General features: G+C 74.0%; 11 protein-coding genes and 1 pseudogene. 11 read left to right on the forward strand and 1 reads right to left on the reverse strand.

Going from position 1 to position 14601, the window contains the following annotated elements; genetic code table 11:
* Window positions 1–140: 140 nt before the first annotated feature.
* The 6 genes and pseudogenes from Q1K26_RS06240 to Q1K26_RS06265 all read left to right on the forward strand — a co-directional run bounded on the left by Q1K26_RS06240 (window position 141) and on the right by Q1K26_RS06265 (window position 6867).
* A complete protein-coding gene (locus Q1K26_RS06240; RefSeq protein WP_300008340.1) occupies window positions 141–1718 on the forward strand; it encodes an AMP-binding protein in 1578 nt (525 codons plus the stop codon).
* The gene (locus tag Q1K26_RS06245; protein WP_300008342.1) at window positions 1715–1954 is read left to right on the forward strand and encodes a glutaredoxin family protein; all 240 of its coding nucleotides are present in this window, start codon (window positions 1715–1717) and stop codon (window positions 1952–1954) included. The genes Q1K26_RS06240 and Q1K26_RS06245 overlap by 4 nt, the downstream gene beginning before the upstream one ends.
* A gap of 22 nt (window positions 1955–1976) precedes the next feature.
* Window positions 1977–2649, forward strand: a pseudogene (gene lepB / locus Q1K26_RS06250) (signal peptidase I); the annotation flags it as partial.
* A gap of 96 nt (window positions 2650–2745) precedes the next feature.
* On the forward strand, window positions 2746–4335 hold the full coding sequence (locus Q1K26_RS06255) for a molybdopterin-dependent oxidoreductase (protein WP_300008343.1): 1590 nt from the start codon (window positions 2746–2748) through the stop codon (window positions 4333–4335).
* Window positions 4336–4518: 183 nt separating this feature from the next.
* Complete coding sequence (locus Q1K26_RS06260) at window positions 4519–5184, forward strand: fasciclin domain-containing protein (RefSeq protein WP_300008345.1); 666 nt, start codon at window positions 4519–4521, stop codon at window positions 5182–5184.
* Between the two features lie 87 nt (window positions 5185–5271).
* A complete protein-coding gene (locus Q1K26_RS06265) occupies window positions 5272–6867 on the forward strand; it encodes a protein kinase (protein ID WP_300008346.1) in 1596 nt (531 codons plus the stop codon).
* A 48-nt stretch (window positions 6868–6915) separates the two neighbouring features.
* Here Q1K26_RS06265 and lepB (Q1K26_RS06270) read toward each other — a convergent pair whose 3' ends face one another.
* Window positions 6916–8427, reverse strand: coding sequence for a signal peptidase I (lepB, locus tag Q1K26_RS06270; protein ID WP_300008347.1), 1512 nt, complete (start codon window positions 8425–8427; stop codon window positions 6916–6918).
* 399 nt (window positions 8428–8826) lie between these two features.
* On the opposite strand from lepB (Q1K26_RS06270), the gene Q1K26_RS06275 reads away from it, so the two are divergent.
* The 5 genes from Q1K26_RS06275 (at window position 8827) to hemB (ending at window position 14556) form a co-directional block, all read left to right on the forward strand.
* Window positions 8827–9561 (forward strand): redox-sensing transcriptional repressor Rex, encoded by a 735-nt coding sequence (locus tag Q1K26_RS06275; protein WP_300008405.1) that lies wholly within the window; start codon window positions 8827–8829, stop codon window positions 9559–9561.
* Window positions 9558–10907: a glutamyl-tRNA reductase gene (locus Q1K26_RS06280; protein WP_300008348.1), complete on the forward strand. Its 1350-nt coding sequence runs from the start codon at window positions 9558–9560 to the stop codon at window positions 10905–10907. Before Q1K26_RS06275 ends, Q1K26_RS06280 begins: the two co-directional genes overlap by 4 nt.
* Window positions 10904–11899 carry a hydroxymethylbilane synthase gene (gene hemC / locus Q1K26_RS06285; RefSeq protein WP_300008350.1) on the forward strand — a complete coding sequence of 332 codons (996 nt, stop codon included), beginning with the start codon at window positions 10904–10906 and terminating at the stop codon, window positions 11897–11899. Before Q1K26_RS06280 ends, hemC begins: the two co-directional genes overlap by 4 nt.
* 41 nt (window positions 11900–11940) lie before the next feature.
* On the forward strand, window positions 11941–13479 hold the full coding sequence (locus Q1K26_RS06290; RefSeq protein WP_300008352.1) for a bifunctional uroporphyrinogen-III C-methyltransferase/uroporphyrinogen-III synthase: 1539 nt from the start codon (window positions 11941–11943) through the stop codon (window positions 13477–13479).
* 102 nt (window positions 13480–13581) lie between these two features.
* Window positions 13582–14556: a porphobilinogen synthase gene (hemB, locus tag Q1K26_RS06295; protein WP_300008354.1), complete on the forward strand. Its 975-nt coding sequence runs from the start codon at window positions 13582–13584 to the stop codon at window positions 14554–14556.
* Window positions 14557–14601 lie beyond the last annotated feature (45 nt).

Consider the following 14601-nt stretch of genomic DNA (forward strand, 5'->3'; position numbering starts at 1 on the left):
CCCGCGGCGCGTCGATCGTCACGGCGTCGTGCCGCCGACCGTCCGAGTGTCCGTGCCAGACTCGGCATGCGGTGGCCGTACCCGCGGCCCCGCCGCAACGCCGAGACACGCCGAGACGGACCGACCGCGACAGGAGAGCCGTGGACAGCCCGACCAGGTCCGAGGTCGCCGGAGAACCCACGCACCTCGCGCAGCTCGTCACGCGCGCCGCGGCGCGCACCCCCGACCACTCCGCGATCGTCGACACCACCTCCGGAATCACGTTGACCTGGGCGGATGTCGATGCGGCGGTGTCCGCGGAGGCCGCCAGGCTGCGCGCTCGCGGGGTGTCGCCGGGTGACCGGGTGATCGTGCGTCTGGCCAACGGGGCGCCGTTCTGCATCGCGGTGCTCGGGGCGGTGCGGGCGGGCGCGGTGGCCGTCCCGACCGGTCCGATCGCCGTGCCCCGTGAGCTCGACATCGTCTTCGCCGACTGCCGACCGACGGTCGTCGTGGCCGCCTCCGACGACGGCGACGCCGGCACCTGCGCGGCGACGGTCGGGGCCACCCTGATCGGGCCTGCGGACGTGTCCGCGCGTGTCGCGGACGCCGCGCCGGTCACGCACGGTGGCGACCCCGAGGACGTCGCGCTGCTCGTCTACACCTCGGGCACGACGGGGTTGCCGCGCGGCGTCCGCCTGTCGCACCGGGCCCTGCTCGCCAACCGGCGCCAGGCCGCGGAACTGCGACCCGCCCCCGTCACGGCGGTCGACCGGGTGCTGCTCGCGCTGCCGCTGTTCCACGTCTTCGGGCTGGCCGCGGGCTTCCTGCAGGTGTGCTGGGCGGGGGCCACCGCGGTCCTCACCGAGCGCTTCGACCCGGCCCACACGGCGCAGCTGCTCGTGGCCCACCGCGTCAGCGGGGTGGCGGGCGTGCCGTCGATGTTCCGGTCGTTGCTGGACCTGCCCGCCGACGAGTTGCGGGCTGCCACCGCGGGCCTGCGCCTGTGCACCTCGGGCGGCGCCCCGCTGCCGGCACGATGGCTCGCCGACTTCCGGGAGGCCACCGGCTTGTGGATCTTCGAGGGCTACGGCCTCACGGAGGGCGGGCCGGTCGTCACGACCAACGGGGTGGACGGCGCTGCGAAGCCGGGCTCGGTCGGGCGTGCGCTCCCGGGGATCGAGCTGCGGCTCGTGGACGCCGAGGGCCGGCCGCTGGACGCCGTCGACCCGGAGGACGACGACGAGCTCGACTCGGTCTCCGATCCCACCCACGACACCGGGCTGGTCGCGCTGCGCGGACCGAACCTGTTCTCCGGTTACTGGCCCGACGGCGCGGGCGGTCCGGACGAGCAGGGCTGGTTCCGCACCGCCGACGTCGGGTTCCTCGACGCCGACGGCGACCTGCACCTCGTCGACCGTTCATCGGACCTGGTGATCGTCAACGGGTTCAACGTCTACCCGCGGGAGGTGGAGCGGGTGCTGGTCGAGCTCGACGGCGTGGCCGAGGCCGCGGTCGTCGGCGTGCCCGACGACCGCACGGGCGAGGCGGTCAAGGCGGTGCTGGTGCGGGCCGACGGCGTGGACCTGAGCGAGGAGGCGGTGCGCGAGCACTGCCGCGTGCGACTGGCCCGGTTCAAGACGCCCACCGTGATCGCCTTCGTCGGCGCGCTGCCCCGGACACCCACGGGCAAGGTCGCGCGCCGCCGGCTCGCCCGGATCCCGTCGGACTCCTCGTGAACCGGGTGACGGTCTACACGCGCGCCGCCTGCTCGCTGTGCGTGGCCGCCGAGGCCGACGTCGGGCGCATCTGCGCCGAGCTGCGGGTCGGCTGGGACACCGTGGACGTCGACACCGACCCGGAGCTGCGCGCCGAGTACGGCGACCGCGTCCCGGTGATCATGGTGGACGGCCGCGAGCACGGTTTCTGGCGGGTCGAGGAGCCGCGCCTGCGGCGGGCGCTGGACCCGTCCTGAACGCCGGGGCCGAGGGGGCTCACGAGCGGCCGCGCCGCAGGCGGTCGGGCTTCTGGCGTGAGCTGCCGCTGCTGATCGTCGTCGCGCTGCTGATCACCTTCCTGATCCAGACCTTCCTGGGGAAGGTCTACGTCATCCCGTCGGGCTCGATGGAGACCACGCTGCACGGGTGCGCGGGCTGCGACAACGACCGGATCCTGGTCGACAAGATCACCTACCGGTTCACCGACCCGGCCCCGGGCGACGTCGTCGTGTTCCGCGGCCCGGCGGGCTGGAGCGTCGGCGAGAACGCCGTCGCACCCCCGGACAACGCGCTGGTCGCGGGGTTGCAGCAGTTCGGCTCGCTCGTCGGCATCGCCCCGCCCGACGAGAACGACTTCGTCAAGCGGGTGATCGCCGTGGGCGGGCAGACGGTGCGGTGCTGCGACCCGCAGGGCCGCGTGCTCGTGGACGGCGAGCCGCTCGACGAGCCCTACATCCACTACGTGGCCGGCCTGGCCGCCGAGCAGGAGCCCTTCGAACCGGTCACCGTCCCCGCGGGGCAGCTGTGGGTGATGGGGGACAGCCGCAACGACTCAGCCGACTCCCGGGCGCCCGGGCACGGCACGGTCCCCGTCGCGAGCGTGGTCGGTCGGGCCCGGCTGGTCGTGCTGCCGTTCCCGCGGTTCGGGCCGATCCCCACGGTCGATCCCCAGCGTGGGGGCCCCGGATCGGCACCGCCGGGCTGAGTGGCCGCGGGGCCACCGGGTGCGGGGGTGAACCGCAACCGCCTTCCGGGCGAACCCTTCCCCGTGAGCACCACGGCAGCACCTCCCGAGCAGCCCGTCGGATCCGCCCGTCCGGGGGCGATCCCACGCGTGGTCGCCGCGCTGCTCGGCGTGCTCGGGGTGGGGCTGGCGCTGGGCGTCGGGCACCTGGTGGCCGCGCTCGCCGCGCCGTCCTCCTCGCCCTTCCTCGCGGTCGGCGACACCGTCATCCGGTTCTCGCCGCAGTTCCTCACCGAGTTCGCCAAGAACACCTTCGGCACGGCCGACAAGCCGGTCCTGCTGGCCGGGATGGGAGTGGTCATCCTCGGGATCGCCGCGGCGGCGGGGATCGCCGCGCGGCGCCGACCCGCCCCCGGCCTGCTGATCGTCGTCGCCATGGGAGTGCTCGGCCTCCTGGCGGTGTGGTTCTCGCCCACGTTCGGGTCGCTGAGCCTGCTGGCCCCGACGGCGTCGCTGGTGGCCGGGGTCGTGGGATTCGGCCTGCTGCACCGCGTCGCGTCGCGCGTCTACGCGCCGGCGCCGTCCGGCGGGCCGGCGGTGTCCCGGCGCGGCCTGCTGATCGGGTCGTCGGCCGCGGTGGGCGTCGGAGCGTTGGCGTCGGCCGGTGTCGGGGTCCTGCGGGGGGACGGTATCGCCGGGTCCCGGGCCGCGGTCACGGCGCGGCTGGCGCAGATCCCGCTGGCGGAGACGGCCCCGCCCATCCCGGCGGCCGCGGCGTTCCCGGAGTCCGGCTCGGTGCCGTTCATCACCTCGAACGCGGACTTCTACCGCGTGGACACCGCGTTGCAGCTGCCCACCACCACCGCGGAGAGCTGGTCGTGCCGCATCGGCGGGATGGTCGACAACCCGATCACGCTGACCTTCGAGGACCTGCTGTCCCGCCCGCTGGTGGAACGCACGATCACGATGACGTGCGTCTCCAACGAGGTGGGCGGGCCCTACATCTCCACCGCGAACTTCATCGGCGTGGAGCTGCGCGACGTCCTCATGGAGGCCGGTGTGCAGCCGGGCGCGACCCAGGTGCTGAGCACGAGCCGGGACGCCTGGACCGCGGGCTCGCCGACGGACGTGATCATGGAGCCGGATCGCGGCGCGCTGATCGCGGTGGGCATGAACGGTGAGGCGCTCCCGCCCGAGCACGGCTTCCCCGTCCGGCTGATCGTGCCCGGGCTCTACGGGTTCCTCTCGGCCACCAAGTGGCTCGAGTCCATCGAGCTGACCACGTTCGAGGCAGAGCAGGGCTACTGGCTGCAGCGTGGCTGGGGCCAGTTCGCCCCGATCAAGACGCAGTCGCGGATCGACAGCCCGAAGCCGTTCGGGCGCGCCACCGCCGGCGTCGTCACCATCGCGGGGATCGCCTGGTCGCAACCCATCGGCATCAGCAAGGTCGAGGTGCGGATGGACCAGGGTCCGTGGCGGGAGGCGGAGCTCGCCGCCGAGGTCAACGACAGCACCTGGCGGGTCTGGCGCATCGACTACGAGCTCGGCCCGGGCAGCCACACCGTCCAGTGCCGGGCCACGGACTCCGACGGCGTCACCCAGACCGCCGAGCGCGCCATGCCCATCCCGGATGGTGCGACCGGATGGCCGGGCACTATCTTCACCGTTGCGTAGACCAAATGCGTCACGTGGCTAGGCTGATCGGTCTAGCGCTTCCCGCGTGAGAGATTTCCCTGCGGGACCTCGGCCGTCGTAGCCGAAACGTTACGTCCCGTGAGTGAACCACCTTCGGCGCGATGTCGAAGGTTCTGATGTACAGGCCCGGAACTACCGGGCCGAGCTCTAGGAGGAACACCCGTGCGAAAGATCCAGCGACTGGCCGCCGTCGGCGCCATGGCCGCCCTGACCGTGGCGCTGGGCGCATGCGGCAGCTCTGAGACCCCCTCCGCCGAGGCGCCGGCCAGCTCGGCCCCGTCCGCTGCCGCGGAGCCCACCGAGGACATGGCCAGCGACGGCGTCACGACCATCGCCGACATCTTCGGCCCGGCCTGCGACCAGGTCCCGACCGAGGGCGAGGGTTCGGCCGAGGGCATGATCGACGACCCGGTGGCCACCGCCGCGTCGAACAACCCGCTGCTCGAGACCCTGGTCGCCGCGGTCGGTGCGGTCGACGGGCTCGCCGACACCCTGAACTCCGCCGAGGCGCTCACCGTCTTCGCGCCGTTCAACGGTGCCTTCGAGGCGCTCCCCGCGGGCACCGTCGACACGCTGCTGGCCAACCCCGACCAGCTCGCGCCCATCCTGCAGGGCCACGTCGTCGGCACCCGCTACGACGCCGCGGGCCTGGTCGAGGCCGGGACCGTCGACGTCCTCTCCGGTGGCACCGTGACCATCGGTGGCACCGCCGACGCCCCCACGTTCGACGGTGGCAACGGCACCGCCGCCATGAACCTGTGTGGCAACGTGCCCACCGCGAACGCCACCGTGTTCGTGATCGACACCGTGCTGATGCCCGCCAGCTGATCGCAGGCGACGCTCGCCGCAGGGGCGGCTCCGGATTCCCGGAGCCGCCCCTGCGGCGTCTAGTCTCCGAGAACACGAGAGGGAGTGATGGACCGGACGTTCGGGCCGTACCGGCTGGTGGCATTGCTCGGCCGGGGCGGCATGGGCGAGGTCTACCGGGCCGTCGACACGCGGAAGGGTCGCACCGTAGCCCTCAAGGTCCTCGGGGCCTGGTTGGGCGACGACCCGGACTTCCGCAAGCGCTTCAGGCGGGAGGCGGAACTCGCCGCCCGGCTACATGACCCGCACGTCGTCCCGATCCACGACTACGGCGAGATCGACGGCCTGCTCTTCATCGACATGCGGTTCGTCGAGGGCCGAGACCTCGGTCAGGTGCTGAGCGAGGACGGTGCGCTGGCACCGGCCGATGCGGTGGCGGTCGTGGCGCAGGTCGCGAGCGCCCTCGACTCCGCACACGCCGCGAGGATGATCCACCGCGACGTCAAGCCGTCCAACGTCCTGCTCGTCGAAGCCCAGACCGGTCCGTCGTTCGCCTACCTGGCCGACTTCGGCATCGTCCGGGACCTCGCGGGCACCACGGGCGCCTCCGCGGCTCTCGTCGGGTCCTTCGACTACATGGCGCCCGAGCGTTTCGCCGGCGGGTCCGGAGATCTGACCGTCGACGTCTACGCGCTGGCCGCGGTGCTCCACGAATCCCTGACCGGGCGCAAGCCCTACCCCGCTCGCGAGATCGCGGGACTGATGCACTCCCACCTCTACGGCGATGTCCCCGTTCCTTCGGCGGTGCTCGGGTCGATCCCTCGAGCCCTCGACGCCGTGGTCGCACGCGGCATGGCGAAGGATCCGGCCCAGCGCCATCCCAGCGCGGGAGCGCTGGCGGACGAGGCCAGGGCCGCCCTGTCGACGACACCCGCCCCGGTCACGGTCGGCCGTTCGCGGCCCGCGCCCGTGCTGCCACCTCCTGAGTCGGTCCCCTCCGTCCCGACAGCCCGACGTGCTCGGCTCTACCGGGGCGTCGGCGCGGTGGTCGCGGTGGTCGCGGTCGCGGTCACGTCGGTGTGGCTCGCGACGACGCTCTCCGCCCCGCCCGACCCGGTCACCTCGGCAGATCCCTCCGCCGAGGTGACCGCGAGCCCACCGATCCCGGCGACGACGGCGGTCGCGGCCGGGGACGGCGTCACCGAGATCGCCGACATCTTCGGCCCGGCCTGCGACCAGGTCCCCGCCGAGGGCGAGGGTTCGGCCGCGGGCATGATCGACGACCAGGTGGCCACCGCCGCGTCGAACAACCCGCTGCTGTCCACCCTGGCCACTTCCGTTGCCGCGGTGCCGGGTCTGACCGACACCCTGAACAACGCCGAGGCGCTCACCGTCTTCGCACCGTGGAACGGGGCCTTCGACGCGCTCCCCGCGGGTACCGTGGAGGTGCTGCTGGCCAACCCGGAGCAGCTCGCACCGATCCTGTCCGGTCACGTGGTCGACGGCCGCTACGACGCCGCGGGCCTGGTCGAGGCCGGGACCGTCGACGTCCTGTCCGGTGGCACCGTGACCATCGGTGGCACCGCTGATGCCCCCACGTTCGACGGTGGCGATGGCAGAGTCGCCATCAACCTGTGTGGCAACATCCCGACCGCGAACGCCACGGTGTTCATCATCGACACCGTGCTGATGCCCGACGCCTGACCGCAGGCGACGCGTCGCCGCGGAGGTCGGGTGCGACCGTGGACCTGCTCAGGGCAGGAACTCGTCGTCGCGCCGGGAGCGGCGCCGCCAGGTCAGCAGCAGCGGGGTGCCGAGCAGCCCCATCGCCAGCGGGACGCCGACGTCACCGGCGAGGCCCACGGCCACGTCGGGGTGCGGGTCGATGGAGGGGATCCAGCCGAACCGGGTGAACGGCAGCACGATCAGGCGGGCCTGGCCGATCACGTTCGTCACCGGGACCGGGCCGTGGCCGGGGGCCGTGGAGTCCGCCGAGTTCCTGCGGCTGTCGCCCATCATCCACAGCTGTCCCGCGGGGACGGTGACCGGATCGAAGGGCTCCTGCCGGTTGCCCGAGCCCTCCACGAAGTAGATGTAGGGCTCGTCGAGCGGTTCACCGTCGACCAGGATCCGGTTGCGGCTGTCGCAGCACTGGACGGTCTGGCCGCCGACCGCGATCACCCGCTTGACGAAGTCCTTCTCGTCGGGCGGGGCCAGGCCGACCAGCGAGCCGAACTGCTGCACGACGTCGACCAGCGCGTTGTCCGCGGTGTCGGGCGCCGAGAACTCGGTGTTGGTCCAGCTGTCGGGGCCGCGGAACACGACGACATCACCCGGGGACGGGTCGGCGAACCGGTAGGTGACCTTGTCGACCAGCACCCGGTCGTTGTTGCAGCCCACGCACCCGTGCAGGGTGGTCTCCATCGAGCCCGACGGGATGACGTAGACCTTCGCGAGGAAGGTCTGGATCAGGAACGTCATCAGCAGCGCGACGACGATCAGCAGCGGCAGCTCGCGCCAGAAGTTCTCGCGTCGCCGCCGTCCGGGACGGACCTTGCGGCCGTTGCGCGCGGCCTCCGCCTGTGCCTTGTACTCGGCGGCCGGGCGGGACTGCGGTGACTGCCCGGCCCGGCGGCGGTGCCGCCCGGGGACCTCCGGCGGCGCCGCGGCGGCCGGGGCGGGCGCGTCGAGAGCGGTGCCGTCGATCGGGTCGTGGACCTCGGTGGGCTCGTCGTCGGGATCGGGGCCTGCGGGGATGCGGGGTACCGGGGCCCGACGCGCCGGGGTGCCGTTCGTCCGGGGGAGTGCGCGCGGTCCGGCCTGCCCGTTGCGTGCGGGCACCCCCCGCCCGTTGGTGGCGGGCGGCGCGTCGGTCCTGGCCCGTGACACCGGACCCGCGTACCCGTTGGTCGCGGCGCGCCCGTCGGGGACCGCACGGCCGGTGGGGGCGGCCCGCCCGTCGGGGGCCGCGTGCCCGTTGGTCGGGGGGCGGCTGCCGGGGGGCGCGTGTCCGTTGGTCGGGGTGTGCCCGTTGGCCGCCGTGCGTCCGCCCGACGCCGGCCCGACGGGAACGCCGCGCCCGTACGCGACGGCGGGGCCGTGGGGCGCGTCCGTGCGGGCCGGGCCGAGCGCGTGCCGGCCCGGCTCCCGCTGCTCCGCCTCGGCCACCCCGTTGCGGGCGGCCCGGTCGTCGCGGGTGGCGCCGCCCGCCGTGATGCGCCGTGGTTGGGCCCGCCGACGGTCGGGGAGCTCAGGGAGGGCCACGAGTACGAGGTTACGGCAACCGGCTGTGCTGATGGCGACACGGATGGCGGTCACCGACCGGCCCGCACGGGTGGTGTTCGGCCAGGCCGACGGGCCGCCACCGGGCCGTGGACGGCCGCGCCGGAGGGCTCCCCGGCCCGTCGTGCGAGCGCCGTGACGACGAACGGGGGGTTCGGCGCGACCACCGGTAGACCTCGCGCGACGCCCGTTCGTGAGCACGCGAACGTTCAAGATCGCAACTTTGTGCGTGTGTTCACAAGCGGCTACCGTGTAAATCAGTCGCCGTCAACGCCCGCATCCGTGGACATCACGCGGGGTACCCGTCAGGGGTGCCGGTTCGCGGGCCACCGACGCACCGCCGCACTGCCGATCCGCCCCGAGGAGCTCGTTTCCGTGACCGTGCCGCCGCAGGCCGACTCCGACGGAGGTGCCGCGAGAACGCGGACGATACCCGAGGCCAGCGTCGCCCGGCTCGCCGTCTACCTGCGCATGCTCGGCGAGCTCGCCGAGCAGGGTGCCGAGACCGTGTCGAGCGACGAGCTGGCCGCCGCCACCGGCGTCAACCCGGCGAAGCTGCGCAAGGACCTGTCCTACATCGGGTCCTACGGAATCCGTGGCGTCGGCTACGAGGTCGCGGCCCTGCTCCACCAGCTGGAGCGGGTGCTCGGGCTGGGGCACAAGCAGGCCGTGGCCCTGGTCGGTGTCGGCAACCTCGGTCACGCGCTGGCCGGGTACACCGGATTCGGCGGCCGCGGCTTCCCGGTCACCGCGCTGTTCGACGTCGATCCCGACCTGGTGGGCATCCACATCAACGGCATCCTCGTGCAACACGTCGACTCGATCCCCGAGGTGTGCGCGCGCCGCGGCGTCACCATCGGCATGATCGCCACCCCGGGGCCGGCCGCGCAGGGCGCCTGTGACCTGCTCGTGTCCGCCGGGGTGCGCTGCATCCTCAACTTCGCCCCGGTGGTCCTGCAGGTGCCCGCCGAGGTCGAGGTGCGCAAGGTCGACCTCGCGGTCGAGCTGCAGGTGCTCGCGTTCCACGTCGCGCGCCGCTACGTCGCCGAGCACCCGCCGGTCGTGAACGGGCACGCCCTCAACGGCCACCGCACCCTGCTGGAGGGGTCGTCGTGAGCGTGCTGGTGGTCGGGCTGTCGCACCGCAGCGCGCCCGTCGAGGTGCTGGAGCGGGCCGCGGTCGGGTCCGTCGAGGTGGCGAAGCTCCTCGACGAGATGCTGCGCGGGGAGCACGTCTCCGAGGTCATGATGCTCTCGACGTGCAACCGCATCGAGGTCTACGCGGTGGTCGACGCCTTCCACGGCGGGCTCGCGGACGTGTCGAACGTGCTCTCGCGCCATTCCGGGATGCCGCTCACCGAGCTCACCGAACACGTGTACGTGCACTACGCGGGCTCGGCGGTCCAGCACCTGTTCGCGGTGTCGGCCGGTCTCGACTCGATGGTCGTCGGCGAGGCGCAGATCCTCGGCCAGCTCCGCGCCGCCTACGCCACCGCCGACGACGCGGGCACCGTGGGGCGCGCGCTGCACGAGCTCGCCCAGCAGGCCCTGCGGGTCGGCAAGCGGGTGCACGCGAGCACCGGCATCGACACCGCGGGGGCGTCGGTCGTGTCCGAGGCGCTGGCCGACGCGGCCGCGGTGCTGGGCGGCGACCTGGCAGGCCGCCGCGCGGTGCTCGTCGGCGCCGGGGCGATGGGCGCGCTGGCCGCCGCACACCTGCGCCGGGCCGGGGCGGCCGAGGTCGTCGTGCTCAACCGGTCCGCCGATCGCGCGCAACGGCTGGCCGCCACCACCGCCGGGCACGGCACCCCCGCGCGCGCAGGCTCCCTGGACGCGCTGGCCGCCGAGCTGGCCGACGCCGACCTCCTCGTCGCCTGCACCGGGGCGATCGGCACCGTCGTGCACCGCGACGTCGTGGCCGGGGCCGTGACGCCGGGCCGCCCGCTCGCGGTGTGCGACCTCGGGCTGCCCCGCGACGTCGACGCCGGGGTGAGCGCGCTGCCCGGCGTCACCGTGATCGACCTGATCGCCCTGCAGCGCAGGCTGTCCGCGGGCGAGCGGGGCGCCTCCGTCGCCGCGGCGCAGGAGCTCGTGGCCGCTGAGGCGCAGGCCTACCTGGCCGCGCAGCGCTCCGCCGAGGTCACCCCCACCGTCACCGCGCTGCGCCGCCGCGCCTCCGAGGTGATCGACGCCGAGCTGCTGCGGCTCGACGCGCGCCTGCCCGACATCGACGACCGCGTGCGCGAGGAGTTCACCCGCAGCGTGCGCCGCGTCGTCGACAAACTCCTGCACACCCCCACCGTGCAGGTCAAGCGCCTGGCGTCGGGTCCGGACGGCACGAGCTACGCCGAGGCGCTGCGCGAGCTGTTCGAGCTCGACCCGCAGACCCCCGCCGCCGTCGCCGTCCCCCGCGGTGGCGACGTGCTGGCCGCCCTGGAAGCCCGCACCGAGGAGGATCGATGAGCGAGCTCGCGCGCGAATCGACGACGCGCCCGCGCGAGGACGCCGACCGGCCCCGGCGCGGGAGTGCACCGATCCGCGTCGGCACCCGGCCGAGCGCGCTCGCCCTCGCCCAGTCCGGTGCGGTGGCCGAGCGCCTGCGCGCCGCGGGGCACGCCTGTGAGCTCGTCGAGATCCGCTCCGCAGGCGACGACTCCGCGGCCCCGGTCGCCGAGCTGGGTGTCGGCGTGTTCGTCTCGGCCCTGCGCGAGGCACTGGCCCGCGGTGCGGTCGACGTGGCCGTGCACTCCTACAAGGACCTGCCGACCGCACCCGATCCGCGGCTCGTCGTCGCCGCCGTGCCGCCGCGGGACGACCCCCGCGACGCGCTGGTGGCCCGCGACGGCAAGGTGCTCGGGGAGCTGCCCAGCGGCTCCCGCGTCGGCACCGGTTCGCCGCGCCGCACCGCCCAGCTCGACGCGCTGGGCCTGGGGCTGCAGGTCGTGCCGATCCGCGGCAACGTCGGCACCCGCATCGGCAAGGTGACCGACGGCGAGCTCGACGCCGTGGTCGTCGCCGCGGCCGGGCTGCGCAGGCTCGGGCGGGTCGGCGAGGCCACCGAACTGCTGGACCCGGTGCAGATGCTCCCCGCCCCCGGGCAGGGCGCGCTGGCGATCGAGTGCCTCGCCGAGGACGTGGAGCTGGCCGACGCGCTGGCCGCCGCCCTGGACGACCCCTTCACCAGGGCCGCCGTCACCGCGGAACGCGCGGTGCTGGCCACCCTGGAGGCCGGCTGCCACGCGGCTGTCGGGGCACTGGCCGACGTCGTCAGCGACCTTGACGACGACGGGAACGTGCTGGACCGCATCTCGCTGCGTGCGGTGGCGGGCACCGATGACGGTTCACTGGTCCGCGCCTCCATCACCGGAGACCTGGACGTCGCCGAGAAGCTCGGGGCGGCACTCGCCGCCGAGCTGATCGACATGGGCGGCCTCTCGCTGCCCCTGGTTCGTTGACAGACATTGCTGAAACATTCTTTGGGGAGCTCGAAGAACAGATGAACCGCGCACCTACCACCGGACGGGTCGCCTTCGTGGGCAGCGGCCCCGGCGATCCCGGCCTGCTCACCGTCCGAGCTCGCGAGGCGATCGCCGCGGCACCACTGGTCGTGACCGACCCCGACGTCCCGGAGGCGATCCTGGCGCTGGTGTCCGAGGGCGCCGAGGTCCGGCCCGCCGTGGGCCAGCCCGCCGACGTCGCGCGTGACCTGGTCGCCGAGGCCCGCACCGGGCGTACCGTCACCCGGCTGGTCAGCGGCGACCCGCTGACCGTCGACGCCGTGGTGGCCGAAGCCCTCGCGGTGGCCGGCGCCGAGGTGGCGTTCGACGTCGTCCCCGGGGTGCCGTCGGGAACCGCGGTGCCCGCCTACGCGGGCGTGCCGCTCGGGTCCGCGCACCTCGAGGCCGACGTCCGCGCCGGCGTCGACTGGGCCGCGCTGGCCGCGGCGCCCGGCGTGCTCGTGCTGCACGCCGGACCCACGCAGCTGGTGGAGATCGCCGGCGGGCTCACCCAGCACGGCCGGGCGGCCCAGACGCCGGTGGCCGTCACCGCCAGCGGTTCGCAGACCACGCAGAAGACCGTGCAGACCACCCTGGCCACGCTCGCCGCCGAGGCGTCGGAGCTGGAGGGCCCGCTGGTCGTCACCGTCGGCGACGAGGTCGGACTGCGGTCCGAGCTGTCGTGGTGGGAGTCGCGTGCCCTCTACGGGTGGCGCGTGCTCGTGCCCCGCACGAAGGACCAGGCGGGCGCGATGAGCGAGCGCCTGGCCGTGCACGGGGCCACCGCCGAGGAGGTGCCGACGATCGCCGTCGAGCCGCCGCGGTCCCCCACGCAGATGGAGCGTGCCGTCAAGGGCCTCGTCGACGGCCGCTACCAGTGGGTCGTGTTCACCTCCACCAACGCGGTGCGCGCCGTGTGGGAGAAGTTCGCCGAGTTCGGGCTCGACGCCCGCGCGTTCTCCGGTGTCAAGATCGCCTGCGTGGGGTCGGCGACCGCCGAGGCCGTGCGCAACTTCGGCATCGTCCCCGAGCTGGTGCCCGACTCCGAGGAGTCGCAGGAGTCCAGCTCGGAGGGGCTGCTCGGCATCTTCCCGCCCTACGACGACGTGCTGGACCCCGTGGACCGCGTCCTGCTCCCGCGGGCCGACATCGCCACCGAGACCCTCGCCGCCGGCCTGCGCGAGCGCGGCTGGGAGATCGACGACGTCACGGCCTACCGCACCGTCCGGGCCGCGCCGCCGCCCGCGCCGATCCGGGAGGCGATCAAGACCGGCGGGTTCGACGCCGTCTGCTTCACGAGCTCGTCGACCGTGCGCAACCTGGTGGGCATCGCGGGCAAGCCGCACGCCCGCACGATCGTCGCCTGCATCGGCCCGCAGACCGCGGAGACGGCGCGCGAGTTCGGCCTGCGGGTCGACGTCCAGCCCGAGGAGGCGAGGGTCCCGGCCCTGGTCGACGCCCTGGCCGCGCACGCCGCGAAGCTGCGCGCCGAGGGCGCCCTCCCACCCCCCCGCAAGGCCAAGGCCCGCCGCCGCTGACCCGCCAACCGCACTTCGGAGCCACAGCGCTGTTCTCGCCACCTCAGAACAGCACTATGGATCCGAAGTGCGTTGCGCGGTCCGGGTTCTAGGGTGGCGCGTATGGCCTTTCCCACCCAGCGGCCCCGGCGGATGCGGTCCACCCCCGCCCTGCGGCGGCTCGTCGCCGAGACCGACCTGCGGCCCCGGCACCTCGTGCTGCCCCTGTTCGTGCGGGAGGGGATCGCCGAGCCGGTCCCGATCACGTCGATGCCCGGCGTCGTGCAGCACACCCGCGACTCGCTGCGCAAGGCGTGCGCGGAGGCCGTCGCGGCGGGCGTCGGCGGGCTGATGCTGTTCGGCGTGCCGGCCGAACGCGACGCCACCGGCAGCGCGGGGGTCGACCCGGACGGCGTGCTGAACGCGGCACTGCGGGAGGTCCGCGCCGAGGTGGGCGACGCAGCGGTGCTGATGGCCGACACCTGCCTCGACGAGTTCACCGACCACGGCCACTGCGGCGTGCTCGATGCTGCGGGCGCCGTCGACAACGACGCCACGCTCGCCGTCTACGCCGAGATGGCGGTCGCGCAGGCCGCGGCGGGGGCGCACCTGCTCGGACCCAGCGGGATGATGGACGGCCAGGTCGGCGCGATCCGCGACGCGCTCGACGCCGCCGGACACGCCGACACCGGGATCCTCGCCTACACCGCCAAGTACGCCTCGGCGTTCTACGGGCCGTTCCGGGAGGCCGTCGACTCCCAGCTCACCGGCGACCGCAGGACCTACCAGCAGGACCCGGCCAACGTCCGCGAGTCCCTGCGCGAGCTCGCGCTGGACCTCGACGAGGGCGCCGACCTGGTGATGGTCAAGCCCGCGATGGCCTACCTGGACGTGCTGCGCGCCGTGGCCGAGGCGGCCGACGTCCCGGTGGCGGCCTACCAGGTCTCCGGTGAGTACGCGATGGTCGAGGCCGCCGCGGCCAACGGCTGGATCGACCGCGAGCGCGCGATCACCGAGACCCTGACCGCGATCCGCCGGGCCGGCGCGGACGTCGTCCTCACCTATTGGGCCACGGAGACCGCGTTGCGCCTGGACTGAACGCTGCGCGGGTGTACGCTGCCGCCGCCAGTGATCGGCACCAGG

Origin of the sequence: Pseudonocardia sp., from assembly GCF_029263155.1 — a bacterium.
Taxonomy (GTDB): domain Bacteria; phylum Actinomycetota; class Actinomycetes; order Mycobacteriales; family Pseudonocardiaceae; genus Pseudonocardia.